22 protein-coding genes and 1 pseudogene are annotated in these 25,167 nt (G+C 36.8%); 19 read left to right on the forward strand and 4 right to left on the reverse strand.

Annotation, left to right across the window (positions count from 1 at the left end):
• Positions 1-56 precede the first annotated feature (56 nt).
• Both P3R27_RS03785 and P3R27_RS03790 read left to right on the forward strand, forming a co-directional pair.
• Positions 57-842, forward strand: coding sequence for a glucose-1-dehydrogenase (locus P3R27_RS03785; protein ID WP_034687593.1), 786 nt, complete (start codon positions 57-59; stop codon positions 840-842).
• Positions 843-852: 10 nt separating this feature from the next.
• Positions 853-1,704 (forward strand): GRP family sugar transporter, encoded by an 852-nt coding sequence (locus tag P3R27_RS03790; protein WP_034687590.1) that lies wholly within the window; start codon positions 853-855, stop codon positions 1,702-1,704.
• A gap of 50 nt (positions 1,705-1,754) precedes the next feature.
• On the opposite strand, the gene P3R27_RS03795 is transcribed toward P3R27_RS03790, so the two are convergent.
• Positions 1,755-2,213, reverse strand: a complete 459-nt coding sequence (locus P3R27_RS03795; protein ID WP_034687588.1) for a helix-turn-helix domain-containing protein — start codon at positions 2,211-2,213, stop codon at positions 1,755-1,757.
• Positions 2,214-4,002: 1,789 nt separating this feature from the next.
• On the opposite strand from P3R27_RS03795, the gene P3R27_RS03800 reads away from it, so the two are divergent.
• The 13 genes and pseudogenes from P3R27_RS03800 to dnaJ all read left to right on the forward strand — a co-directional run bounded on the left by P3R27_RS03800 (position 4,003) and on the right by dnaJ (position 17,549).
• The gene (locus P3R27_RS03800) at positions 4,003-4,950 is read left to right on the forward strand and encodes a 6-phosphofructokinase (RefSeq protein ID WP_301399058.1); all 948 of its coding nucleotides are present in this window, start codon (positions 4,003-4,005) and stop codon (positions 4,948-4,950) included.
• 559 nt (positions 4,951-5,509) lie between these two features.
• Complete coding sequence (locus P3R27_RS03805) at positions 5,510-7,246, forward strand: glycosyl hydrolase family 28-related protein (RefSeq protein ID WP_164546243.1); 1,737 nt, start codon at positions 5,510-5,512, stop codon at positions 7,244-7,246.
• Between the two features lie 1,160 nt (positions 7,247-8,406).
• Positions 8,407-8,592, forward strand: a pseudogene (locus P3R27_RS15470) (DUF3427 domain-containing protein); the annotation flags it as partial.
• 225 nt (positions 8,593-8,817) lie between these two features.
• Complete coding sequence (locus tag P3R27_RS03815) at positions 8,818-9,003, forward strand: hypothetical protein (RefSeq protein WP_301357576.1); 186 nt, start codon at positions 8,818-8,820, stop codon at positions 9,001-9,003.
• A gap of 44 nt (positions 9,004-9,047) precedes the next feature.
• The gene (locus tag P3R27_RS03820; RefSeq protein ID WP_034689621.1) at positions 9,048-9,710 is read left to right on the forward strand and encodes a hypothetical protein; all 663 of its coding nucleotides are present in this window, start codon (positions 9,048-9,050) and stop codon (positions 9,708-9,710) included.
• Positions 9,711-9,725: 15 nt separating this feature from the next.
• Positions 9,726-9,944, forward strand: a complete 219-nt coding sequence (locus tag P3R27_RS03825) for a hypothetical protein (RefSeq protein WP_284592204.1) — start codon at positions 9,726-9,728, stop codon at positions 9,942-9,944.
• A gap of 123 nt (positions 9,945-10,067) precedes the next feature.
• A complete protein-coding gene (locus P3R27_RS03830; protein ID WP_301390116.1) occupies positions 10,068-10,232 on the forward strand; it encodes a hypothetical protein in 165 nt (54 codons plus the stop codon).
• 295 nt (positions 10,233-10,527) lie between these two features.
• Positions 10,528-10,848 carry a tyrosine-type recombinase/integrase gene (locus P3R27_RS03835; protein WP_301357040.1) on the forward strand — a complete coding sequence of 107 codons (321 nt, stop codon included), beginning with the start codon at positions 10,528-10,530 and terminating at the stop codon, positions 10,846-10,848.
• 210 nt (positions 10,849-11,058) lie between these two features.
• Complete coding sequence (hemW, locus tag P3R27_RS03840; protein WP_126134152.1) at positions 11,059-12,240, forward strand: radical SAM family heme chaperone HemW; 1,182 nt, start codon at positions 11,059-11,061, stop codon at positions 12,238-12,240.
• Positions 12,241-12,472: 232 nt separating this feature from the next.
• The gene (gene hrcA, locus P3R27_RS03845) at positions 12,473-13,516 is read left to right on the forward strand and encodes a heat-inducible transcriptional repressor HrcA (RefSeq protein ID WP_034689614.1); all 1,044 of its coding nucleotides are present in this window, start codon (positions 12,473-12,475) and stop codon (positions 13,514-13,516) included.
• A 79-nt stretch (positions 13,517-13,595) separates the two neighbouring features.
• Positions 13,596-14,144 (forward strand): nucleotide exchange factor GrpE, encoded by a 549-nt coding sequence (gene grpE, locus P3R27_RS03850; RefSeq protein ID WP_010735217.1) that lies wholly within the window; start codon positions 13,596-13,598, stop codon positions 14,142-14,144.
• Positions 14,145-14,199: 55 nt separating this feature from the next.
• Complete coding sequence (dnaK, locus tag P3R27_RS03855) at positions 14,200-16,029, forward strand: molecular chaperone DnaK (RefSeq protein ID WP_010735218.1); 1,830 nt, start codon at positions 14,200-14,202, stop codon at positions 16,027-16,029.
• Between the two features lie 353 nt (positions 16,030-16,382).
• A complete protein-coding gene (gene dnaJ / locus P3R27_RS03860) occupies positions 16,383-17,549 on the forward strand; it encodes a molecular chaperone DnaJ (RefSeq protein ID WP_010735219.1) in 1,167 nt (388 codons plus the stop codon).
• Between the two features lie 27 nt (positions 17,550-17,576).
• Here dnaJ and P3R27_RS03865 read toward each other — a convergent pair whose 3' ends face one another.
• Complete coding sequence (locus tag P3R27_RS03865) at positions 17,577-18,275, reverse strand: HAD family hydrolase (protein ID WP_034689612.1); 699 nt, start codon at positions 18,273-18,275, stop codon at positions 17,577-17,579.
• A 10-nt stretch (positions 18,276-18,285) separates the two neighbouring features.
• A complete protein-coding gene (locus tag P3R27_RS03870; RefSeq protein ID WP_023519826.1) occupies positions 18,286-19,062 on the reverse strand; it encodes a DeoR/GlpR family DNA-binding transcription regulator in 777 nt (258 codons plus the stop codon).
• 226 nt (positions 19,063-19,288) lie between these two features.
• Here P3R27_RS03870 and lacG point away from each other — a divergent pair, with 226 nt between their 5' ends.
• From lacG to P3R27_RS03890, 4 genes are read left to right on the forward strand one after another with little or no spacing between them, the layout of a single operon-like run.
• Positions 19,289-20,689: a 6-phospho-beta-galactosidase gene (gene lacG / locus P3R27_RS03875; RefSeq protein WP_034689610.1), complete on the forward strand. Its 1,401-nt coding sequence runs from the start codon at positions 19,289-19,291 to the stop codon at positions 20,687-20,689.
• 16 nt (positions 20,690-20,705) lie between these two features.
• A complete protein-coding gene (locus P3R27_RS03880; protein ID WP_010735223.1) occupies positions 20,706-21,017 on the forward strand; it encodes a PTS sugar transporter subunit IIA in 312 nt (103 codons plus the stop codon).
• 18 nt (positions 21,018-21,035) lie between these two features.
• Positions 21,036-22,718, forward strand: coding sequence for a PTS lactose transporter subunit IIBC (locus P3R27_RS03885; RefSeq protein WP_284592207.1), 1,683 nt, complete (start codon positions 21,036-21,038; stop codon positions 22,716-22,718).
• Between the two features lie 20 nt (positions 22,719-22,738).
• On the forward strand, positions 22,739-24,370 hold the full coding sequence (locus P3R27_RS03890; RefSeq protein WP_301357035.1) for a glycosyl hydrolase 53 family protein: 1,632 nt from the start codon (positions 22,739-22,741) through the stop codon (positions 24,368-24,370).
• A 59-nt stretch (positions 24,371-24,429) separates the two neighbouring features.
• Here P3R27_RS03890 and P3R27_RS03895 read toward each other — a convergent pair whose 3' ends face one another.
• Positions 24,430-25,167 (reverse strand): amino acid ABC transporter ATP-binding protein, encoded by a 738-nt coding sequence (locus tag P3R27_RS03895; RefSeq protein ID WP_019723724.1) that lies wholly within the window; start codon positions 25,165-25,167, stop codon positions 24,430-24,432.

Below are 25,167 nucleotides of genomic sequence, written 5' to 3' on the forward strand. Positions count from 1 at the left end.
ATAACGAATGTTTTAAAATATCTGTTATTAATGTGATAAAAGAAAGGGTGTCTTCTATGTATAAAGAATTAGAGCAGAAAGTAGCTGTAGTGACTGGTGGGTCCAAAGGGATCGGTACAGCCATTTCTCAGCGTTTTGGAGAAGAGAAGATGAAAGTAGTTGTAAATTACCATTCGGATGCTGATGGAGCAGAAGAAGCAGTTAAAGCGATTGAAGAAGCTGGGGGGCAAGCATTAGCTGTCAAAGCGGATGTAGGAACAGAAGAAGGCGTGCAGACTTTAATTGATCAAGCGATAGAAGCCTATGGTCAGTTGGATGTTTGGGTCAACAATGCTGGCACTGAAAACCAAAAACCTACGCACGAATTAAGCTTGGAAGAATGGGAAACTGTGATGCAAGTCAACCTTACTGGCGTGTTTTTAGGAACAAAAGCCGCGATCAATTATTTCAAAAAACACCAAGTAAAAGGAAGTATTATCAATCTTTCCTCTGTCCATGAACAAATCCCATGGCCGACCTTCTCACATTATGCCGCTTCAAAAGGTGGGGTAAAACTATTCACTCAAAGTGTTGCGATGGAGTATGCGCCTGAAGGAATACGTATCAATAGTATCGGACCAGGAGCAATCAAAACACCGATTAATGCCGAAAAGTTTGATGACCCAGAGCAAAAAGCGACAACAGAAAGCATGATCCCGATGGAACGAATCGGAAAACCAAGTGAAGTTGCCGCTGCGGCTGCTTGGTTAGCTTCAGATGAATCAAGCTACGTTACAGGTATCACGTTGTTTGTAGACGGTGGTATGACGCTTTATCCTTCATTTCAAGGTGGGAAAGGGTAGGGATTGATTGATGGGAATCTTAATTGCATTAATACCAGCGATTGGCTGGGGAATCCAACCACTGGTTTTGAAAAAAATCGGTGGACGTCCCACCAATGAAATATTAGGTACAGGTATTGGGGCATTACTCGTTGGTCTAGTTGTTCAATTGTTCATGGCACCCGCTGGTATTTCGATTACTACATTTTTGATCAGTCTTTTATCAGGGGCGTTTTGGGTCATTGGCCAAATCGGACAATACACCACGTTCAATTTGATCGGCGTATCCAAAACAATGCCTATTTCCACTGCGATGCAGCTTGTTGGAACGTCACTGATTGGTGTTTTTGCTTTTGGCGAATGGGCAGGAACAACAGGGAAAGTGATTGGTGGAGTAGCGATCGTCTTGCTAGTGATTGGTTCTGCACTAACAGCAGTAACTGATGGGGGAAGTAAACAAGGTGGGATAACTAAAGGAATTTCGATTCTTGCTTCTACGAGTATTGGTTATTGGGTGTACAGTGCATTACCTAAATTAGTCAATGCAGACGGAGTAGCTATCTTCTTTCCACAAATGTTAGGTGTTTTCTTAGCAGCGGCTATTTATGTCGTCTTGAAGCAACCAAAAGCGTACGGAGATGGAAAAAGTTGGAAAGCTACGATCGTTGGTGTCATTTTTAGTTTAGCAGCATTTGCTTATATATTTTCAGCTAATGCCAATGGCGTAGCTACTGCCTATATCATCACGCAACTGAACGTAGTGATCTCAACATTAGGTGGTATGGTTATTTTGCACGAAAAGAAGAGCAAAAAAGAATTAAGCTACACTTTGATCGGGTTAGCCTTGATTGTCGGGGGTAGTATGATCACTGTGCTGATTTAAAAAAATAAAGCAATGTAAGACATCAACTAACAAAAATGTCTTATATTGCTTTATTTTGGTGCGGTCAATGAGATATCCGTTCGTTTTAAAACAGCTTCATTGAACCAAGTACCAAAACTTTGAACATAGTTAAAATTCCCGCTAATAATAAATTCCGCGTAGGTATCATCTAAGACATTATAAAAAAAGTAACGATCTTCTTTATTTGAATAAACATCTTGATGATAGCTGATCATACAATCTCTAAATTGGTGTAATGACTCCAACGTTTCGTACTGAAGGTAGAATTTTAGGACTACTGCACTATTTATTGGTTGGTCAGTTCCTACGAAACTTGGTTTATTTTTAAGGGAGAACTGAAGAAACTCTAACAGATTTTCTTCGGAGAATTTCCATTTTCCTCCAACCTTTATCCCCTGTAGTTTTCCCTCGCGTAGATAATTTCGTATAGAACGAGTGGTTACTCCTAGAATCTCTGCAAGTTCATTGACTGAATAATAATTTTTCATCAGTTCTCCTTCCTCCGTTTTCTTGAATGATAGAAACAAATAACTAGTACCATTTACGAGTTAGGTAAATGATTCTTGCTATTATGATTTGCCTATCAAGTATATAAATATAGCGTAAAATAATATATAGAGTAAAAAATAAGGATATCTTTCAAATTATTATACTCAATATAAAGCATTAAAACCATGAATTTTTGAAGATTATTGTTTTGTTTTTAAACTTTTGTAAAAATATCGATAAGGTAAATATCAAGTCTGTAAACAATCCGCCTAAACTTTTCTAAAACATTCTCTAAAATTTGTGAGTGTTTCAATAATAGCATAGTTAGTTACTTCTTAATTCAGTGTCCAAAATTCTATAATCAATGAAAATAGTATGAATCAGCTGTTTAATGAAAATAAACTTATTCCCAACTTTCCTAAATACGAGAGAGGAGGACGGTGATAGTTAGCTCAAAGGATCTGAGAAGAGTCTCTAAGCACATTAGATGACCGTATCCAAAGTGAAGTCATGTAGTTGTTCTAAATGCTTAACAAATGAACCAAAGCTTACACCGTTTTTTTTATGGTTGAAACGAAGTTCGTACACTAAAAAACTCCCCTTATTGTGAGGTAAATGATTTCGTCCATGATTTGCCTCACAATAGTCAATTGTAAGTTAACGATGACCAAGATCAGATAAGAAGGATAAATCTAATCTATATAGGGAATCTTATGTGTATACATAACATTTTGAGATGAAAACTACTACTTATTCGCATTTGATTATTTTACGATGTAAAGTAAATGCAAGAATCAATCACCCGTCAAGAATAAAGGGACTCTTATATTTGGTGTAAGAAATAAGAACAAGTAATACGGTTAATGCTTTTGAAAAAAATTCCAAGTGAAGTAATATTCAGAACACCATCAATTTCGAAGAATTACTGTGAAAAGAAGACAATCAATCGTAGAACTATTGGTTATGGAGTTATAGGAAGGGAATAAAAGAAATGAAGTGAAACAAAGCGATCGCTTATGAAAAATTAGGAAATAAAATCTACTTGTCATCAGATGTGGGAATCTTTCTATTGGAGAATGAAGGAGCGACATATATCTTCGATCTTATGACAAAGGAACAGACCCTCAAAGAAAACAAAATAAAAGTAAAAGAAAAGTTTAGTCACGCGAATGAATTGACAAAAGAAGGAACAGATTTATTTATTGAAAATTTTTTAATAGATTTGTCGAAGCGAGCAATTGTTTGTTAAACGAAAAGCAAATTATTTAGCTCTATGTTGGATCATTCAACATCAAACAGCTCTAATTGTTGCTACCAAAAAAATATAGCTGTTACAGCTGAAGGTGTGATCAGTTTAAAGCTGTTTTATTTTGAGTTATCGAACGTTACAAATAGACTGCAAGTCAAACTTACGGTTTATTTTTTTGGTTGAAGATAGATCCAAAGCCAGATTCGATGATCACCAATAGAAGAGATGTCTTTGTCTTCCTGGCTTTCTAGCTGTTGCTATGAGACAAAAATATCAGAATTTGTTCTGTCGCAATTGATACTATTTTAGTATTCCTATACTTTTTTCTACCAATAAAAAATCCTTTATGCTATATTGGAATAAATATGGTATATTTTACTTAAATAGAAAAAAGCGGAAAGATGATATGTCTGTCCAATGGAAATCGCAAAATTAAGGGACTTTTCAAAAAAATTTTACGATTAAATGATACCGATTACATCTGACTGCTATTTATTTGATCGGCATGAGAAATTACTACTGACTGAGGAAGATAGCTATTGGAACTGACTAAGTATGGAAATTCAATGAAAGAATACAGTGAGGGGAAAACGAATATGGCGAAAAAAGTTGGCATTTTATCCATAGAAGGTTATGTAAAAGGGGGAGAGCGTTTAGTGGAACAGCTTGTGCTTTCCATACCTGAACAAGAAATCGAATTATTCGCAATCAATTTTTCTGAAGAACAATATATCCAAACAAAGCTGGGTCAAAATGTAAATAATTGGCATTTATTTGATTGCTCCTATTTATGTTCAGAAACTAACCATGTTAACTATCAATTTATTCAATTGATAAAAGAGGAAAATTACGACTCCTTCGTATTGTTAGGTGGGACTTCAAGTGTTGTTTTTGCAAATGAGCTACGTAGCCATGGACTTTCAGTAATCACTGTACCAGTAGCTAACTATCTTGATTACCCAAGTGGTGACTATACAGTAGGTTCAGATACATTTATCAACGGCGTAACAAAAGTGATTGATCGGATCGTCGATACTGGACATTCTCATCAAAAAGTAACGTTTATCCAAATTGACGATACCATCACAGGTAAAGTCACAAGAGAACTATCTTTGACAAATGAAATCGATGTTTGTATTGCTAATCAACTGGATTTAACGAATAATAAAAAATATCTTTTGAAACATATGAATAGCCATCCTATGCATTTTTTATTGAACCGTTCAGTTAGTTCAATCGAATCTTTTGTGGAAACGTTTTGTCCGATATTATCCGACTATAGAAGTATTGTTTTAGATAATTTAGCAATTGGACAGTCGATGATCACCGCATTTGATCGAATTGCGGTAATTAAATTAGCAAATGTCATAACTGATTTACTTAACGACAGGCAATGTTTAGACGCTGAATTGTATTTTTCACATGGGAAGGTGCTGTTTGAACAAAGTCCTTATCATCAAAATGTGAAAAAACAAGCGGTGGAGTAACTATTAGTAAGCATATTGTTACAGGATAGATTGTAACGTTCCACGAAATAATTTTCGGCAATCAGGACTTGGTAATAGGTAGCTCTTCAAATTATTTCTCGCAAGCAAATCGATAAAAAAATTCTAACTCAAAGCAACACATGAGTTAGAATTTTTTTATTGTTGTCATTTAGTAAAAAGATAAGATAAAAATTTTTTATAAATTATTTTTTATATAATGTTATTATATTTGCTATAAATTATTATTTTATTTACTTTGATATAAACTGAAATAGTTAAAGATTTCACTGTAAAATCATTTTCTCTAATAGGGCATGTGTGAATATATACTATTAAGGTAAAACTGTTACTGAACCATTTTTTTGCCAAAGCACTCAATATTTTCACCTGTGAATGAAATTATTGAGTGCTAAACTATTTATTTATCTGCTAATCTACAAATGGATATCGTTCGTTATTTTAAAGTATGTTAAAACAAGAGGCACCTAACACCAAAAATAAAAGAATACTTCCTGTTTAGAATGATAGCCAATCACAGCTAAAAAGAATGGAGAGACAAATGAACAAACGACAACTAAAAATGATGTTCTGTTTTCTGGTTCTGTTTTTAATAAGCATACCAGCAAATATAAACGCAGAAGCAATGAATGAGTTAGAGAGCCAAAAAACTTTTTCGGCTCAGCACACCGAATGGTTAGATGCAACAGATACGACGATTTTTGGGGAGCACGCGTTGCGACGTGAGGGTTTAGAAGATCAGTCAGATCAATTACAAGCGATTATTGATCACACCGATTCTTTAACAAAGCAGTTATATATTCCAGCTGGTACGTATATCATCAATAAAAATGTAGTGTTAAGAAGCGGTCTCAAGATCAAAGGAGAAGAAGAGAAACCAACGATATTGAAAAATGAAACAGGCCAAAACGTTTATTTGTCAGATGAAAATTACCAGACAAGCCATAATATTGAGATTCATTCATTGTTTTTTGATGGAGTAGGAATTTTTACGCGTTTAGCAAATAACATTACCATCAATGATAATGTGTTTTACCATCCTGTGTCTTTATATCCGATCAACCTGCAAACATCCAATGGGGCGACCATGCAAAATAATATATTTATGAGAGATCATGAACATGCCACGCCAGATACAGAAAATCGGGCAATCTATATTGGTGGTTTTTCAACGGTTGGAAGATATGAATATATGGAAAACGTACAGATTACAGATAATCTATTTGGATTACGGATCAATGAGTTAGAAGCAATTAAGAGCTTTAGCAATCCTGAGATTATCAAAACCATCAATCGTCTACAATCTGCGTTGGAGTCTAAACAAATGTCTCTTGAACATAACGAACAAAACTATCTTTCTTGTGGTGTCAATTCATATAGTAATTCGAAGAATGTTTTGATAAAAGATAATTTCTTCCAGCAGATGTACGAGAACGAGGATCGGTATGGTGTGGTAGGTGATCATGCCATTTATCTAAGAGGATCACAGAATGTACAGGTTGTAGGCAATCACGTTCGCGGATTGCACAATGGACCTTATGGTGGATTTAAATTCAAATCAGGACGTAACATCACGATCATGAATAATTATCTACGTAATACCGGTATTATTATGTATGAAACACCAGAATTTGGATTAGGAGATAGTTTTGCTCAAGGTCAAGTAGCAGAGTTATCGAATTGGCTAGTAGCAAATAACGTGTTTGATTTTAAAGAGTGGCAGGATAAATACGCGATTGGGATAGAGTATAATCGACATACAGGAAAGGACAATGTATTTAATGGAGTATTTATTGATAATAAATTTATCAATTACCACAATATTCCAGCCAATCGCCGAAGAGAGCTACTGATCATGAATCAAGCTTCTGAAGGTTTTAAAGGAGAAACGACGTATGTTTCTGGCAATACACGTGATGACACATCTGATCGTCAATTAAATGTTGAGTATTGGACCTCTGCAGAGTATGACAAAATGCCAAAGGATTGGAGAAGTTTGATCGATTCTACGTGGTATGATCAATATAAAGAAACGCATATACCAATACAAGATGCATTTCCTGTTGGCCGATCAGTTCAAATTATTTTAGGAGAACCTTATGATCCATTTGATTTTGTTGAGCAAACCCATATAGAAGAAAACGATCGTCCTGCAATCACTATTTTGAATCCTGAAGTTCTATCAAAAGTTGGTCAACATAAGCTAGAGCTAATGCTTTCATATCCAAATGGACGTATAGTTCGTGTGGTTGCAAATGTGACAGTCCTGTTTCAATAATATAAAAAGGTCAAGCGATCCAAAAACCAGTTGAAACTTCTTGGCATATCATTTTCTAGCCAAAGTTGAAAGAGTTAGAAATATTTCCGCCCGATAAAGATTTACAAGTAGTCATTTTATCAGAAACATCAAGTTTTACCGCTTAATTTTCGATTGAAAAGGCGGTGTTAATGAGCTTTTGTAAATAGGTGATTTCGAAAAAAGAACAGATGCATGAAATTATTTATATCTCTTATATTTTTTCGCACCAAAAAACAAGGTTGGTTGAACATCCCCTCTTTTTATAGACATAGTATAAAGACGGAGGATGTTCAACTGATTTTTATTTTGTCTAAGTAGTTTATCAATCAGTTAAATAAAAATACACTTATGAAGTGAAAAAGAAAAGGTAAATAAATGTAAAATAAAAGTATTGTTGATTTAGTAGAGATTGTCATAGCAAAAGAATTTTATACTGGGATGAAATATGTAGCAGATGAAGCGAATAAAAGACAGAAAGGATTAGTTGGTTAGGGTAAAATGGATTGGATACTGAAGTCATTCAAGAAATATGTGTATGGCTTTTTTTGTTTTGCTGATTTTATCATACTTGCTTGAGATAAATTTAACGTTTATGCGTTCAAAATAAGTTTTTATGATTAGTTTGAATAATAACGATGTTATTAGGTTATATTAAACGTGTGGTTTAAAGGTTTATGATTTTTTGTATATTATGAAAAAAAGTTCTAAAGATTAATATTTTTTTTGTAATTAAAATTTTCTTGGTACTACTATGAACTATGGTAAAGAGAATTATTGCAGAAGTTATAGTTAGAATGGTCAGAAAAATAATAGTTATCTTTTGGAATAAGCCTTTAACAGTACATATTGAAAAGGATGTAGGTAGGTTAAATTGATATATTTCGCGATCCGATTAGGCTTATGTTTCTTAAGTCTGTTGTGTTTTAGTATAGGCATTAGCTTTTTATGGAGAATAAAAAAATTAGTACGACAAAACCTTGGGAAAAGTTTGTCAAGATCAGATTATATGAAAACACAAGATTATTTAACAAAATATAGGTTTTATGTTTATATAGTTTTTTTACATTAGCATTTATCTTAATACTAATACGTTTTAATTAGTATTTAATTGATATTATTTCTCTCTGATTACAATTTATATTCAGCATAAACGTGATTATGTAAATCGTTTAGACGAGAGCAGACTATATTGGTACGCTAAAAGAAACACAACAATTAATTCTCTAACAACACAAAAGTTGATTAGCGAAAAATTTCCGGTTCATATCTTCATTAAAGAAGATAGTCATAGTCCTAAATTTAAATATAAAGGATTAGGAGTTATGATGGATTACGAAGATAGTACACTTACTGCAAGAACATTGAAAATAATAGCATCAAGCGATTTGTCTGCTGTTGAAAATCAAACAATAGAAAAATTAAATTTTTAGAAGGCAAAAAGATTAGTAAGAAAGTCAAAGTTTATGAAAGAGATCCTAAAGCACGTAAGGCATGCTTTAATCATTGTGGTTACACTTGTGTAGTATGTACTTTTAATTTTGAGGAGAAATATGGAGAGAGAAATTGGAAAGGAATTTATTCATGTCCATCATGAAAAAGAATTAAGTAGAATTGATGATTCTTATGAAAATGATCCAATTGAAGAGATGAAGCCAGTCTGGCCTAATTTTCATGCAATGATTCATAAAGTACTTTTTATGATGATTCCAATGAATAACTATGTTATTAATATATAGTTTTACTGTCTTATAAGACAATAAAACTATATGGAGGATTCATAATGGAGAAGAAATGTTTAGGATTCAAAGTAAGTATTGGTGTAATAGTGGTAACTTTTGTTTTATCTATACTAGCAACATCTGGTAGCATGGTTTTTTTAGCAAATGAGATAAATTTAGAGAAAACTGAGAATATTGACACTGATTTCACTTCTGAAGAAACATCAGTTTTTTATCTGGAAGAAGCGAATAATTCTAAAGTGGCTATTGAAAAAATTAAAGAGTATTATGAAGATATTCAACCTGAATTTGATGGAAATGGTGAATTATTGTTAACAGCAGAAGATGAATTAAGAATGGAACAAGCAATCAATCAATACTTATCAATGACTGGATTTAATCCACGAATGAGAGGCGTAGGTAAAAATTGGTGGAATTCAACTGGTTTTGTAGCTGGTATCATCGATGTAGGGTTAATAGCGATTGGACTATGGACGGCATGGAGTAATTTATCGGCAGTTAGAACATTATTGAGAAATAATAGAAAAAATATCACTAGAATGGTTGAAAAGCAAATTTTAGCTAAAGCTGGATTTGGTGTAAGTGGTTTATTAAGTAGTATGATCGATATTGCACTTACAATTGCTAGTACATCAGTTGGGGGTGTTTTAGCGGAAGGTTTAGATCGAGCTGATGGAAAGAATGACAATTATATTTTAGCGTGATAGGAGCATACTTGAATGCGAAGAAAAACAAAAGAAAAAATGAATCGTTTAATTAACATAGGAATACTTTGTTGGGTAATTATGCTCATTTTTGCTGTCATTTTGATTTTTCAAAAAAGATATTTTTGGGCATTGATTAGTTTCGTAGGAATGATGGTTGGAATCGTTTCTCTTAAGAATTTAAAAAAAGAAATGAAGTCCATCAAAAATATTAATTCGCATGATAATAGTTGAATACATAATTTCTGAAGTTTTGAACTGCTAAGAGTTGTATTAAATGTATACTTAATACAAAAGCTTAGAATGATTTTATATTTGGAAATATTTGTTATGCGAAGAATTTTAAGGAAAGAATACATGACTGAGAGAGAACAGGTGCAACAAATCGTGAAAAAATATAATAAGAGTATTGCTACCTTGTCAGAAAAAGCTTCAACTAAAGAATTTAAAAAGGTGACGAAATATGTAGCAGATGAGGCAAAACGGAAGCAGCGAAAATCAGTGGGGTTAGATAAATTATAATGGGTGACTGAAGTCATATCGGAAAGACAGATATGGCTTTTTTATTTTGTTGATTTTATTATATTTGATTAACGAACTATTCAGATTGTTTTTGTTGGTGAAAATAATCTCCAATCACTTGTCTTTATTCATTAATTCTTTTTCATTAAGAGTAAGATTCGACGTTTCTGAATCCAAAACAACTTCGAAATATTTATGGGTCAGAGTTCTACATAAACTAGATAAAGCTATTTTAAGTAAGTGACGTATAGAAGGATACACAACGATCCGAACGATTTATGCTTCAAAAAAATTCATTGAATCAGCTACTATTTTCCAGACACAAAACGGCACACCAGTTGTCTATCACTCGTTAAATGAGTTTTTAAACGGGCAAGGCAATCCATCTATCCAAGATATCATGAAGACCAAAGATCCTTCTTTCCAAAAACATTTGAGTTCCCACACCTTTCGCTACACCCATATCTCTTTACTCGCCAAAGCTGGCATGCCGATTAAGGGGGTCATGGAACGTGTAGGACATGTCAACATGAAAACCACACTGGAAATTTACAATCAAGTCTCCAATACAACTAAAGAAAAACTGATCCAAGAAATCGATTCTTGGATTTTTTAGTGGATTTGTTTGCTAAATACGTATAGTATGCGTATATAAGAGGTCGTGAAAGTGCTGGGTAGCTCCGATGACAATAAGAAAACAATTTTCGAAACAGCTTTTCATGTTTTGAAAATTGCTAGCTTATTTCAAGGAGTTGGCACTTGAACACCGTTTAAAGAGTGGTCGAAAAGCGGTACGACTTTTTGACGTAAGGAGAAAGAAAAACTAATGAAAGAAACAAACAAATCCGCAGAACATAAGGTTTCTGCTTATATCCATATCCCGTTTTGCGAACATATCTGTTATTACTGTGACTTCAATAAAGTGTTTCTGGAAGGCCAACCAGTGGATGAGTATGTCGAAATGCTCCTAAAGGAAATGGCGATCATGATGGAGCGTCGTCCGGTGAATGAATTGGAGACACTGTATGTTGGTGGTGGAACGCCGACTTCTTTATCGGCTAAGCAGCTCGATCGACTATTGTCTGGGGCGAGAGAGATTTTACCTTTTAATGAAGGAAAAGAGTTTACGGTGGAAGCCAATCCTGGTGATTTGACCAGGGAAAAGCTACAAGTAATGAAAAATTATGGAGTTAATCGTTTATCGATGGGGGTCCAGACCTTTGATAATCGCTTATTAAAGAAAATTGGTCGAAAACATACGGCGGAAGATGTCTATGAAACGATGAGATTTTTAGAGGCGGAAAATTTTTCAAATGTCAGCATTGATTTGATCTATGCGTTACCTGGGCAGACGTTAGAAGGCTATCTTGATACTTTGGAGCGGGCATTAGTCTTAGACTTACCTCATTATTCTCTTTATTCATTGATTTTAGAGAATAAAACGATGTTCATGAATTGGGTTCGACAAGGACGGTTGCAGTTGCCAGATCAAGAGACAGAGACACGGATGTTTGAAGAAACGATTGCGGGGATGGAAAAACATCAACGTCATCAATATGAGATCAGTAACTTTGGTTTAGCTGGTCATGAATCGCAACACAATTTGATGTATTGGAATAATGATCACTATTTTGGTTTTGGCGCGGGGGCAAGTGGCTATCTGGATCATACGCGATATCGAAATAAAGGTCCAATCCAACATTATTTGCGTCCGTTACGTGAAGGTGAGCTACCGGTATTAGAACGTGAAGAGTTATCTCGTAAGAATCAAATCGAGGAAGAGATGTTTCTTGGTTTAAGAAAAAAGGTGGGCATTGAGAAGCAACACTTTTTACAGCGTTATGGTCAATCGATTGAAACGTTGTATCAATCTGTCCTTGATGAGTTGGTATCAGAAGAGTTGTTAGTGAATGAAGAAGACCGAGTATATTTGACACAAAAAGGAACTTTTTTGGGAAATAATGTCTTCGAACGTTTTTTATTAGATAAAGACTTGGTAAACGACTGAATGATTGTTTAAGTTTTTTATAACAACGGAATAAAAAACGATTTTAAACAATTTTTTTATGAGCAAATGCTTGATATGACAGTATTTTAAGCAAGTTGACAACTGATTAGCACTCTCGATGTCAGAGTGCTAAAAAATTGGGTTCTTTTCCTTGACACTTTTTAGTCTTCTTGCTATATTTATAAGTGGGTTAGCACTTAGGAGTTAAGAGTGCTAATGAGAGGTGAGAAAGATGTTAACACAGCGACAAAGTGATATTTTACGTCTGATCATCCAAAACTATACGAGTAGTGGGGTGCCCGTTGGTTCCAAAACGTTAATGGCGGAAGGAGTCGAGGCAAGTCCAGCGACGATCCGTAATGATATGAAAGCTTTAGAGGATGAAGGTCTACTTTTAAAGACACATTCTTCTTCTGGACGTATACCGTCTGCGCTAGGTTATCGTTATTATGTGGATCATCTGTTACGACCTGCTCGTGTAGCAAATGATGATTTGCACCAAATTCGACAGTCTTTAAACAAGGAATTCCATGAAATCAACGAAATCATCAAACAATCAGCTGAGATTTTATCTGAGTTGACTAGTTACACTACTTTTTCGTTAGGACCCGAGATTAAAGATCGCCGTTTGACCGGTTTTCGCATCGTGCCATTGAATAGTCGTCAGGTCATTGCGATCGTGGTGACTGATAATGGGAACGTTGAAAGTCAAGTTTTTACTCTTCCTGAAAACTTAGGTAGTCAGGACTTAGAAAAAATGGTTCGGATTGTCAATGACCGTTTGGTAGGAGATCCGTTAGTGACTGTATACAACAAATTACGCACGGAGATCCCGATGATCTTGCATAAATATTTTCAAACAACGGAAGGGATGTCAAATCTCTTTGATACGTTATTGAGTCATGCGTTTGAAGATAAAGTTTATGTGAGTGGCCAAATGAACTTATTGGATTATGAACCGTTGCAAGATGTGGATCAGTTCAAGTCAATGTTTTCATTTATGACAGATTCCTATGAACTGACACAGATGATCGTACCGATGGACAGTAAGATACATATCAAAATCGGTTCGGAAATAGGCAATGACCTATTGCAAAATATGAGTATGATCCAAGCGAGTTATGAAATCGTCGGCCATGGACGTGGAACCATCGCATTGCTAGGACCAACTAGTATGCCATATTCCAAAATGTTAGGCCTTGTCGATGTCTATCGAAAAGAATTGGCGCACAAACTCGCTGATTATTATCGCACACTTGACCGCTCGGATTTTTGAACAATCACAAAAGTGACTGATCGTTTTTTCGATTTGAGCGATCAAGCATCTGACTGAATAATGAAAGGAAGACTGCATCATGAAAGAAAACCATGAAGAATTAGATCAGGAATTGAATGATACGCAGCTAGATCCAGAAACGGAAGAAGTAGAAGTTTCAGAAGTGGAAGAAGAAGCAAATGAACTTGCAAATCTCCAAGCTGAATTTGATGAAATGGAAGACAAGTTTTTGCGTGCGAGAGCAGAAATCGCTAATATGGCAAATCGTGGTAAAAACGAAAGAGAGCAATTGCAAAAATATCGTTCACAGGATTTAGCCAAAAAATTATTACCTTCGATCGACAACTTGGAACGTGCTTTAGCAACAGAAGTATCTGATGAGCAAGGTGCAAGTTTGAAAAAAGGTGTCGAGATGGTTCTTGAAAGTTTGAAACATGCATTGAAGGAAGAGGGAATCGAAAAAATTCCTGCAAAAGGTGAACCTTTTGATCCGACATTGCATCAAGCAGTTCAGACCGTACCAGCAACAGACGAATTACCTGCTGATACGATCGTTGAAGTGTTACAAGAAGGCTATAAATTACATGACCGCGTATTGAGACCGACAATGGTTATCGTTGCGCAATAAAGTCATGATGGAATAGAAACAAACAACTTAGTAATAAGATAAGGAGACGTTGATTATGAGTAAAATTATCGGAATTGACTTAGGTACAACAAACTCAGCAGTAGCTGTATTAGAAGGAAATGAAGCAAAAATCATTGCAAATCCAGAAGGAAATCGTACAACACCTTCTGTTGTGTCATTTAAAAATGGTGAAATCCAAGTAGGGGAAGTAGCAAAACGTCAAGCAGTGACAAACCCTAATACGATTTCTTCCATCAAACGCCATATTGGTGAAGCTGGTTATAAAGTGGATGTTGAAGGTAAATCATATACACCACAAGAAATCTCTGCAATGATCTTACAATACATCAAAGGATTCGCAGAAGATTATTTAGGCGAAAAAGTAGAAAAAGCAGTTATCACTGTTCCTGCATACTTCAACGACGCACAACGTCAAGCAACTAAAGATGCTGGTAAGATTGCAGGTTTAGAAGTAGAGCGTATCGTCAATGAACCGACTGCGGCAGCGTTAGCTTATGGTTTAGACAAAACAGATCGCGATGAAAAAATCTTAGTATTTGACCTTGGTGGTGGTACATTCGACGTATCGATCCTTGAATTAGGCGATGGCGTATTCGACGTATTATCTACTGCTGGAGACAACCATTTAGGTGGAGATGACTTTGATAACAAAATCATTGATCATATGGTTGCTGAATTCAAAAAAGAAAATGGCATTGACTTAGGTCAAGATAAAATGGCTTTACAACGTTTGAAAGACGCTGCTGAAAAAGCGAAAAAAGACCTTTCAGGTGTTTCAAGCACTCAAATCAGCTTGCCATTTATCACAGCTGGCGATGCTGGTCCATTGCACTTAGAAATGACTTTGACTCGTGCAAAATTTGATGAATTGACAGCTGACTTAGTGGAACGTACGAAAGTTCCTGTACGTCAAGCATTGAAAGATGCTGGTTTGTCACAATCAGAAATCGATGAAGTGATTTTAGTCGGCGGTTCAACTCGTATTCCTGCGGTTGTTGAAGCTGTAAGAAAAGAAACAGGAAAAGAACCAAACAAATCAGTAAACCCTGATGAAGTTGTAGCGATGGGTGCAGCAATCCAAGGTGGCGTGATCACTGGTGATGTAAAAGACGTTGTTTTACTAGATGTAACTCCATTATCATTAGGTATCGAAACGATGGGCGGCGTATTTACAAAATTGATCGATCGTAATACAACAATTCCAACAAGTAAATCACAAGTATTCTCAACAGCTGCGGATAACCAACCTGCGGTAGATATCCATGTATTGCAAGGGGAACGTCCAATGGCTGCGGACAATAAAACATTAGGTCGCTTCCAATTGACAGATATTCCAGCTGCACCACGCGGTATCCCTCAAATCGAAGTAACATTTGATATTGATAAAAATGGTATCGTAAATGTATCTGCAAAAGATCTAGGTACACAAAAAGAACAAAAAATCACGATCAAATCTTCTTCAGGTCTAACAGACGAAGAAATCGAACGTATGGTGAAAGATGCTGAATCTAATGCTGAAGCAGATAAAGCACGTAAAGAAGAAGTTGATCTACGTAACGATGTCGATGCGTTGCTATTCTCTGTTGATAAAACCTTGAAAGAATTAGAAGGTAAAGTTGACGAAGAAGAAGTGAAAAAAGCTGAGGCAGCTCGTGACGAGTTGAAAGCTGCAGTAGAAGCAAACAACATCGAAGAAATGAAAACAAAACGTGATGCGTTGAACGAAATCGTGCAAAACTTGACAGTTAAATTATATGAACAAGCGGCACAACAACAAGCTCAAGAAAATCCTGAAGCTGCCCAAGGCGGAGCGGATGATGTCGTAGATGCTGATTTTGAAGAAGTCGATGACGACAAAAAATAATCAGTTCATTTAGTTTCATTTAAAGAGATCAAGTCCCGCTTAGAATAAGCCGAAGAATTCGAAAATAGCTTCTCATATTTTCGCGATTCTTCGGCTTATTTCCGAGGGAATAATTTTGTAACAGTCTATTTATGCAGTTTAGAAGCATCACTAGTGTAAAGGAACAAGTCATCAATTGTGATTTTTCTTTGGATCAAGAAGAGAAATGTTTTCTTTTCTTCGTGCCATATAAATCAATGATCGATTTTTTCTTCTTTAGTCGATACTTCGAATTTTCCGGTTTTTGTTTCGATCAAAGTGTGATATGATAACAAACGACGTGGAAATGAAGAGAACCAATAGGAGGAAAGCCTATGGCAACAAAACGTGATTATTATGAAGTCTTGGGGCTGTCAAAAGGAGCTTCAGAAGACGAAATAAAAAAAGCTTATCGAAAGTTATCAAAAAAATACCATCCAGATATCAATAAAGAGCCTGATGCTGATGAAAAATTCAAAGAAGTTTCCGAGGCTTATGAGATTTTAAGTGATCCACAAAAACGTGCGGCTTACGATCAATACGGACATGCTGGAACTGATCCTAATTATGGCGCAGGTGGCGGCGGCTTTGGTGGCTTTGGCGGCTTCTCTGGTGGTGGAGCTGGCTTTGGTGGGTTTGAAGATATTTTTGATTCGTTTTTTGGCGGTGGTGGAAGATCTGTTGATCCAAATGCCCCTCGTCAAGGATCAGATCTACAATATACGGTCAATTTATCCTTCGAAGAAGCAATCTTTGGGGTAGAAAAAGAAATCAAATACAATCGTGAAGAAATTTGTCACACGTGTAGCGGAAATGGTGCAAAACCAGGAACACAACCGACGACTTGTCATAAATGTCATGGTTCTGGAACGATCAATGTGGAACGTCAAACACCACTTGGTCGTGTGATGAGTCGCCAAACTTGTGATGTGTGTCGGGGAACTGGGAAAGAAATCAAAGAACCATGTCCAACTTGTCATGGCTCTGGTCATGAGAAGAAAGCACATACGGTCAAAGTGAATGTACCAGCCGGTGTGGAAGAAGGACAACAAATGCGATTAGCGGGACAAGGTGAAGCAGGTGAGAATGGTGGTCCTTTCGGAGATCTATATGTAGTCTTCCGAGTAGAAGAAAGTGATATCTTCGATCGTGATGGCTCAGAGATCTATTATGAGTTACCATTAAGCTTCGTGCAAGCAGCGCTAGGCGATGAAGTACAAGTGCCAACTGTTCATGGGGATGTCAAATTGAAAATCCCTGCTGGTACGCAAACGGGAACGAACTTCCGTTTACGTGGCAAAGGAGCGCCGCGTTTACGTGGTGGTTCAACAGGGGATCAACATGTACGTGTGAAATTGATTACTCCTAAAAACCTCAATGAGGAACAGCGTGAAGCTTTACGTGCGTTTGCTAAAGCAGGTGGCATGCATGTTCAAGAGCAACAAGAAGATGGTTTTTTTGATAAAGTAAAAGATGCGTTTGGCGGAAAAAAACGTAAATAAATACAAAAAAGATAGACGATCATACGTCTATCTTTTTTTTGATGAAGTTGCAGTGGAGAAGAAATTGAGATAGAAATCATCAAAATTTTCTATCACACCATCTTTTCTTAGTTCTTGATTGGAGAATAACTGGCGATTTTTTTTAAATGGATCAATGGCGATGATCGTACCGATATTTGCACGTTTGGCTGCTAAAAGTCCAGAATAAGCATCTTCAATGACCAAGCAATCTTTTGGTTTAAGTGCCAATTTTTGGGCAGCTTTGATAAAGATATCAGGTTGTGGTTTACCTGGAAAAGTATTATCATCGTAAACGACTTGATCAAATTCAAACCATCGTGCTAAATCGAAAATCTCGAAATAAAATTCAACGTTAGCTTTGACTGTCGCTGTAGCGATCGTGATCGGGATATTCTCCTCTTTCAATATATCCAAAGTACCGATCAATCCCTGCGTAAGCACTAAATCATCTGGTTTTTCTAAGCAAAGTTTGCGATAATATGCTTCTTTCTCGTTTGATAGTTTCTCGACTTCTTCCTTGGATAAAGTAGGTGAGATAAAATAATTCAATATCTCACTATTGGTACGTCCATGGATATTTTTAACAATGTCTTCATAAGAGAGCTCTTTTTTAGAATAATGATGGATCATTTGAACCCAAGCCGCTTCATGTAAATGGGAGTCTTGGAACATCGTCCCGTTAAAATCAAAAATAATTCCTTTCATACGTTCACTCCTAAAGTTCATTTTCTAGCGATTCCGCTAATTTTATTTGGACATATTGCGAATAATGATCTTTCACATGTGATTTGATGTGTGGATCAGTAATCAATAAATCAAAATCATGTAATTGATAAAAGATATAAAAGTCATCGCGATTAAATTTTTGGTGGTCCACTAATAAGTATTTATTTTTCGAATGGTTCAGTGCAATTTGTTGGGCTTCACCTTCTTCAGTACTATAGGTTGAGATTGCTTCATTATGCACACCGTTAGCGCTGATAAAAGATTTGGTGAACTTCAGTTTTCTGAGGTTATCGTTGGTGATAGGGCCGACAAATGCACCGGTGTTTTTTCGAAAATCGCCACCGATCAACAAAATTTCGGGAACTTCTGCTTGGGCTAACACTTCAAAAACCGCGTAATTATTCGTAATGATCCGCAGTTTTCTGTGGATCAAGTGAGAAGCTAATAACTCGATCGTCGTTCCTGGGCCCAAAAAGACTGTATCGCCTTCATTGATCAACTGTGCAGCAGTTGCTGCAATCTGTTGCTTTTCTTTGATTTGCATGACTGATTTTTCTGTATGTGATAATTCTTGGTCGAGGGTATAGGTGAGACTTTGGGCCCCGCCATGGATACGCAATAATTTTCCTGATTTTTCTAACTCATCCAAATCTCGACGAACGGTCATATCAGAGACATTCAATTGTTCGATGATCTCACTGACCGTTAAAATCCCTTTTTTATTGACCATCTCACTAATTGTTAGTAAGCGCTCTCTTTTTAACATCTAATCACTCCCAATTCACAAATAATCTACCATAGAATAGAATAGAGGTCAACATAAACAAACATATGCAAACAAAAATAATCAAAATAAACAAACAATTACCACTTTTATTTCAAATAAATACAATTTATTGATTGAATTTGTTTGTTTTTGTTGACAAATGTTTTGAATGCGATTACAATTCGTGTTGTTATATAAATTAGTAGACAAGAAGGTAGGGGAAGAGATGTTGAAATTACCAGAAGATTTTATTTTTGGCGGAGCAACAGCGGCATACCAAGTAGAAGGTGCAACAAAAGAAGGCGGAAAAGGTGAAGTTGCTTGGGACGAGTTTTTAGAGAAACAAGGAAGATTCAGTCCTGATCCGGCAAGTGATTTCTATCATCAATATGAAAGAGATATTGAATTATGTGAGAAGTTTGGTGTGAATGGGTTACGTTTATCCATTGCGTGGAGTCGTATTTTTCCTGATGGAACTGGAAAAGTGAATGAAGAGGGTGTGGCATTTTACCATAAAGTCTTTGCAGCTTGTGAGAAACATGGCGTACTTCCTTTTGTGACGCTCCATCATTTTGATACCCCAAAAGTTTTATTTGATCAGGGTGATTTTTTAAATAGAGACAATATAGAAGCGTTTGTTGCATATGCAAAATTTTGCTTTGATGAATTTAAAGAAGTACGTTACTGGAGTACCTTCAACGAGATTTATCCAGTGGCAACGAATCAATATTTATTAGGGATTTTCCCACCAGGAATCACCTATGATTTCACAAAAATCATTGCTTGTTTGCATAACATGATGTATGCGCACGCAAGGGTGGTGAACTTGTTCAAAGACAAGGGATATGTCGGTGAAATTGGTGTGGTTCATTCTTTAGAGACGAAATATCCTGCATCGGATGCTTTGGAAGATCAACATGCAGCATTCTTAGATGATGCGTTATCGATCCGTTTTCTATTAGATGCCACTTACTTAGGATATTACTCTGATGAAACATTGTCAGCGCTTGCTGAGATTTGTGAAGCGAACGGCGCAAGTTATGAGTTTCCTGAAGAGGATCTGGTCGAAATGAAGCGTGCCTCACACCGTAATGATTACTTAGGGATCAATCATTATCAATGCCACTTTGTCAAAGCGTATCATGGAGAGAATGTGATCCATCATAATGGGACGGGGGATAAAGGAACTTCTGTTTATAAAGTAAAAGGAATTGGGGAACGGATCTATAAAGAAGGAATCCCTAGAACGGATTGGGACTGGTTGATCTATCCAGAAGGGTTATATGATCTATTGTTACGTATCAAGGAAGATTATCCCCACTACAATAAAATCTACATCACTGAAAATGGGATGGGATTCAAAGATCAGTTCGATGATGGTGTGATCATGGACCAACCACGGATCGAATATTTGAAAGTTTATTTAGAATCATTGAGCCAAGCTATATCTGCAGGAGTTACCGTGAAAGGCTATTTTCTATGGTCGTTAATGGATTTGTTCTCTTGGTCAAATGGTTACAATAAACGATACGGGCTCTTCTATGTCGATTTCGAAACACAAAAACGTTACCCTAAAGAGTCCGCCTATTGGTACAAATTCGTCAGTGAAACAAAAACAATCATTTAAGTAGGAGGAATGGAAGATGAATAAAGAAGAATTGCAAATGTTAGGTTTTGAGATTGTGGCTTATTCAGGGGATGCACGTAGTACGTTACTCACATTATTAAGAGAGGTACGTCAAGGGAAATTTGATCGTGTGGAAGAAGCTTTGAAGGATGCAGATGAGAATTTGACATTAGCCCATAATTCACAAACAAAGATCTTAGCAGAAGAAGCTTCAGGAAAAGATATGGACATGGGATTTATTTTTATCCATGGACAAGATCACTTGATGACTACTTTATTGCTAAGAGATTTGATCCAAGATTTCATTGAGTTATATAAAAACAAATAATCACTAGGAGTGAAAAGCATGAATGGGATCATCAAGCAAATTGAAAAAGGCAAACCGATCTTTGAAAAAATCTCACGTAATATATATTTAGGTGCGGTCAGAGATGGATTCTTGACGGCTATGCCTGCAATTTTATTTTCAAGTATCTTTATTTTGATTGCGGCAGTTCCTGAGATTTTTGGTTTTCAATGGGCAGAAGGAGTGTCGACCTGGTTATGGAAAATCTACAATTATTCGATGGGTGTCGTGGGCATATTAGTTTCTACAACTACTGCCCGTTGTTTAGCCGAATCGATGAATCGGAGAATGCCGAAAAATAAAATCATCAATACCACATCAGTGATGCTTGCTTCTTTAGTTAGTTTCTTATTGCTGAGTGTCTCACCGATTGAAGGTGGTTTTTCAACGGAATATATGGGGACGAAAGGATTACTTGCTTCGTTCATCGCTGCATTTATTACTGTAAACATTTATAAGTTTTGTGTACGAAAAGATATTACGATCAAGATGCCAAAAGAAGTACCAGGAACAATTTCTCAAACGTTCCGCGATATTTTTCCATTTTCATTTTCAGTCTTTGCCGCCGTCTTGGTCGACTTAGCTGCACGTAGTCTTTTTGGTATCTCTTTTGCAGAAGCCATCATCACTTTATTACAACCATTATTTACAGCAGCAGATGGCTATTTGGGGATAGCCGTGATCTGGGGTGCTATGGCATTTTTCTGGTTTGTTGGTGTGCATGGCCCATCGATTGTTGAACCAGCGATTGCAGCGATCATTTATGCGAATGTCGAAACCAATTTACAACTGTTTAATTCTGGGGAACAAGCTTCACATGTATTGACTGTTGGTTTAGGAAATTTTGTCGGAACGATGGGTGGAACAGGTGCGACTTTAGTCGTTCCGTTTATCTTTTTGCTGTTTGCAAAATCAAAACAGTTAAAAGCCGTTGGTAAAGCTTCAGTTATTCCAGTCAGTTTTGCAGTGAATGAGCCACTATTGTTTGCGGCACCGATGATTTTGAATCCGTATTTCTTTGTTCCGTTTTTATTGACGCCGATTGTAAACGTTTGCTTGTTCAAGTTTTTTGTTGATGTTTTTGGAATGAATAGTTTCATGTATGTCTTACCTTGGGCAACGCCAGCGCCGATTGGATTAGTCTTGGGAACCGGTATGGGGATTCTGGCGTTTGTCTTAGCCGCAGTCTTGATTCTCGTGGATTTTGCAATTTATTTCCCATTTTGTAAAGCGTATGATGCGACGCTAGTTGAACAAGAAGCACGACAAGCAGAACAAGTAGCAATGCAAGAAAGCGAAACAAAAGTGACTGTGACGATTCCGGGGAATGGAGTATTGGCAACAGAAGCGAGTTCTTTGGTCGATTCAGGAAAAGAAATCAATGTATTAGTTTTATGTGCGGGTGCAGGTACAAGTGCTATGCTTGCAAATGCCTTAAAAGAAGGAGCAAAAGAATTTGATGCACCAATCAGTGCTTTAGCAGGTGCTTATGGTTCTCATTACGAGATGATGGAAGACTTTGATATGATCGTCTTGGCGCCGCAAGTCCAATCTTACTATGAGGATATCAAAGAAGACACAGATCGTTTAGGGATTAAATTGGTTGCGACAAAAGGTGCAGAATACATTGGTTTGACAAGAGATCCTGAGAAAGCTGTTCGATTTGTTTTAGATCAATTTTAAATCAAAGGAGAGGTCGTTAAATGAACAAAGTAAAAGGTTGGCGAGTGTTGTTTGTCGGATTATTTGTTTCATTAGTCAGTGTAGTATTAGGCACAAAGCAAGTGGAGGCAAAGGAATTGATACGAGGAGCAGATATCTCGATATTAGCAGATATGGAAAAATCTGGTGCAGGATATTACGAAAATGGTGTGAAAAAAGATGCATTACAGATTCTAAAGAACAATGGCGTCAACTATGTTCGTTTGCGATTATGGCAAAATCCTTATGATGATCAAGGAAATTCATATGGTGCAGGCACGAATGATTTGAAAACAACGATTGCTTTGGCCAAACGTGCGAAAAACCTAGGATTGAAAGTATTACTTGATTTTCATTATAGTGATTTCTGGGTGGACCCTGGCAAACAAAACCTACCGAAAGCATGGGAAAACTATAGCTTTGAGCAACTTGTTGCAGCCTTATACGGTTATACGAAAAGTGTATTGACAGAAATGAAAAACAATGGCGTATATCCTGATATGGTCCAGATAGGCAATGAATTGAACAGTGGCATGCTTTGGCCTCATGGGAAATCATGGGGGGAAGGTGGTGGCGAGTTTGATCGATTAGCCACTTTCTTGAAGTCTGGGATTCGAGGAGTAAAAGAAACGCAACCAGTCGACACACCCATCATGCTACATTTAGCTGATGGTGGAGATACAGATGTATTTACTTGGTGGTTTGATGAGATGACAAAACGTGGGGTAGATTACGATTTGATCGGCCTGTCCTATTATCCTTATTGGCATGGCTCAATGAATGCCTTGCAAACGACAATGAACACGATCAGTGCCAGATATGATAAAGAAGTCAATGTAGTAGAAACTGCGTATGGACACACAACTGCCAATGCGGATAGTATGCCCAATGCTTTTGGACCTGAACAGGAAATTGCAGGAGGATATTCGGCAACACCAGCAGGGCAAAAAGAATATTTGAATGATTTGGTGACCCGTATCCAAACCGTGCCAAATGAGAAAGGGAACGGATTTTTCTACTGGGAACCTTTATGGTATAACGGCAATGTTTCTTGGGCAACAGCTGCTGGAATGAACTATCTGGGCGTACAATCTCAAACAGGAAATGAGTGGGACAACCAAGCGATGTTTGATTTCAATGGGCAAGCACTTCCCAGCTTAAAGGCGTTTCAAGAAGCAGGTAGACAGCAAAATCTTCTGAAAAATCCTAGTTTTGAAAATGACGGTTTCACGAATTCACCGACCAATTGGTCGGTGTGGCGAGGCAATGGTGCAGCAATCGATACATTGAAAACTGAAACTGGTGGGTTTTCCGGAACGTATAAAGCAACCTTTTGGGATGATCAAGCGTATCAAATGTCGATATATCAAACGGTTAATGGGTTAAGTAAGGGAACCTACACATTAACTGCTTATACCATGGCAGGTGGCGATTTGACCACTAGCCAAATGTATGTCAAAAATCATGGTGGGAAAGAGCTGAAGGCTTCGATCACTAAAAGTGGAGAGTGGATGAAGCTAACGATCAAAGATATCCCGGTTACTTCCGGCACGAGTGAGATTGGCATTTATGTTGATGCGAAAGCGCAAGGATGGGTATCGGTGGATCATGTAACATTCGTTAAAAATCAATAATAAAAAGCCCCTAAGGACGCTTGGTTTTCCAGACGTTCTTAGGGACTTTCTTTAGTCGATCAGATATCTAATACTTTATCCAAGAAATCTTTCGTTCGCTCATTTTGCGGATTTTCAAAGATTTGTTGTGGTGTGCCATCTTCAAGGAAGTTGCCGCCATCAATAAACATGACACGGTTAGCGACTTCTTTAGCAAAGCCCATTTCATGTGTCACGATGACCATAGTCATTCCTTGTTTCGCTAATTTTTTCATGACATTTAATACATCGCCGACCATTTCTGGGTCCAAGGCTGAAGTAGGTTCATCAAAGAGCATGATATCGGGATTCATAGCTAATGCACGAGCGATAGCAACCCGTTGTTTTTGTCCACCAGATAAGTTATCTGGGTACATATCTTTTTTGTCTTCTAAGCCAACTGTTTCTAACAATTTGATTGCTTTTTTCTCTGCTTCCTCACGAGAGAGTTTCTTTAGATCCATCGGTGCTAAAACGATGTTTTCCAACACAGAAAGATGTGGGAAAAGATTGAAATGCTGGAATACCATGCCAATATGTTGTCTTACTAAGTTGATATCTGTGTTTTTATCCATCAAATGAGCACCATCAATGATGATATCACCGGATGTTGGATCTTCTAAACGGTTCAAACAACGTAAAAAAGTACTTTTACCTGAACCAGAAGGTCCGATCACACAAACAACATCGCCTTCATTGATCGACACGTTGATGTCGTTCAAGACAGTGTTATCTCCATATTTTTTTACAAGATGTTCGACTAAGATTTTTTCTGTCAT

It is taken from the genome of Enterococcus spodopteracolus, assembly GCF_030441955.1.
Taxonomy (GTDB): Bacteria; Bacillota; Bacilli; order Lactobacillales; family Enterococcaceae; genus Enterococcus_B; species Enterococcus_B spodopteracolus.

Excerpts from the sequence above, each read along its gene's own strand:
- P3R27_RS03880 (WP_010735223.1), top strand. The coding sequence starts at position 20,706 with ATGAATAAAGAAGAATTGCAAATGTTAGGTTTTGAGATTGTGGCTTAT.
- P3R27_RS03790 (WP_034687590.1), top strand. The coding sequence starts at position 853 with ATGGGAATCTTAATTGCATTAATACCAGCGATTGGCTGGGGAATCCAA.
- grpE (WP_010735217.1), top strand. The coding sequence starts at position 13,596 with ATGAAAGAAAACCATGAAGAATTAGATCAGGAATTGAATGATACGCAG.
- P3R27_RS03825 (WP_284592204.1), top strand. The coding sequence starts at position 9,726 with ATGCGAAGAAAAACAAAAGAAAAAATGAATCGTTTAATTAACATAGGA.
- P3R27_RS03885 (WP_284592207.1), top strand. The coding sequence starts at position 21,036 with ATGAATGGGATCATCAAGCAAATTGAAAAAGGCAAACCGATCTTTGAA.
- P3R27_RS03865 (WP_034689612.1), bottom strand. The coding sequence starts at position 18,275 with ATGAAAGGAATTATTTTTGATTTTAACGGGACGATGTTCCAAGACTCC.
- hrcA (WP_034689614.1), top strand. The coding sequence starts at position 12,473 with ATGTTAACACAGCGACAAAGTGATATTTTACGTCTGATCATCCAAAAC.
- P3R27_RS03895 (WP_019723724.1), bottom strand. The coding sequence starts at position 25,167 with ATGACAGAAAAAATCTTAGTCGAACATCTTGTAAAAAAATATGGAGAT.
- hemW (WP_126134152.1), top strand. The coding sequence starts at position 11,059 with ATGAAAGAAACAAACAAATCCGCAGAACATAAGGTTTCTGCTTATATC.
- P3R27_RS03890 (WP_301357035.1), top strand. The coding sequence starts at position 22,739 with ATGAACAAAGTAAAAGGTTGGCGAGTGTTGTTTGTCGGATTATTTGTT.
- P3R27_RS03805 (WP_164546243.1), top strand. The coding sequence starts at position 5,510 with ATGAACAAACGACAACTAAAAATGATGTTCTGTTTTCTGGTTCTGTTT.
- P3R27_RS03820 (WP_034689621.1), top strand. The coding sequence starts at position 9,048 with ATGGAGAAGAAATGTTTAGGATTCAAAGTAAGTATTGGTGTAATAGTG.
- P3R27_RS03830 (WP_301390116.1), top strand. The coding sequence starts at position 10,068 with ATGACTGAGAGAGAACAGGTGCAACAAATCGTGAAAAAATATAATAAG.
- P3R27_RS03815 (WP_301357576.1), top strand. The coding sequence starts at position 8,818 with ATGGAGAGAGAAATTGGAAAGGAATTTATTCATGTCCATCATGAAAAA.
- P3R27_RS03870 (WP_023519826.1), bottom strand. The coding sequence starts at position 19,062 with ATGTTAAAAAGAGAGCGCTTACTAACAATTAGTGAGATGGTCAATAAA.
- lacG (WP_034689610.1), top strand. The coding sequence starts at position 19,289 with ATGTTGAAATTACCAGAAGATTTTATTTTTGGCGGAGCAACAGCGGCA.
- P3R27_RS03795 (WP_034687588.1), bottom strand. The coding sequence starts at position 2,213 with ATGAAAAATTATTATTCAGTCAATGAACTTGCAGAGATTCTAGGAGTA.
- dnaJ (WP_010735219.1), top strand. The coding sequence starts at position 16,383 with ATGGCAACAAAACGTGATTATTATGAAGTCTTGGGGCTGTCAAAAGGA.
- dnaK (WP_010735218.1), top strand. The coding sequence starts at position 14,200 with ATGAGTAAAATTATCGGAATTGACTTAGGTACAACAAACTCAGCAGTA.
- P3R27_RS03785 (WP_034687593.1), top strand. The coding sequence starts at position 57 with ATGTATAAAGAATTAGAGCAGAAAGTAGCTGTAGTGACTGGTGGGTCC.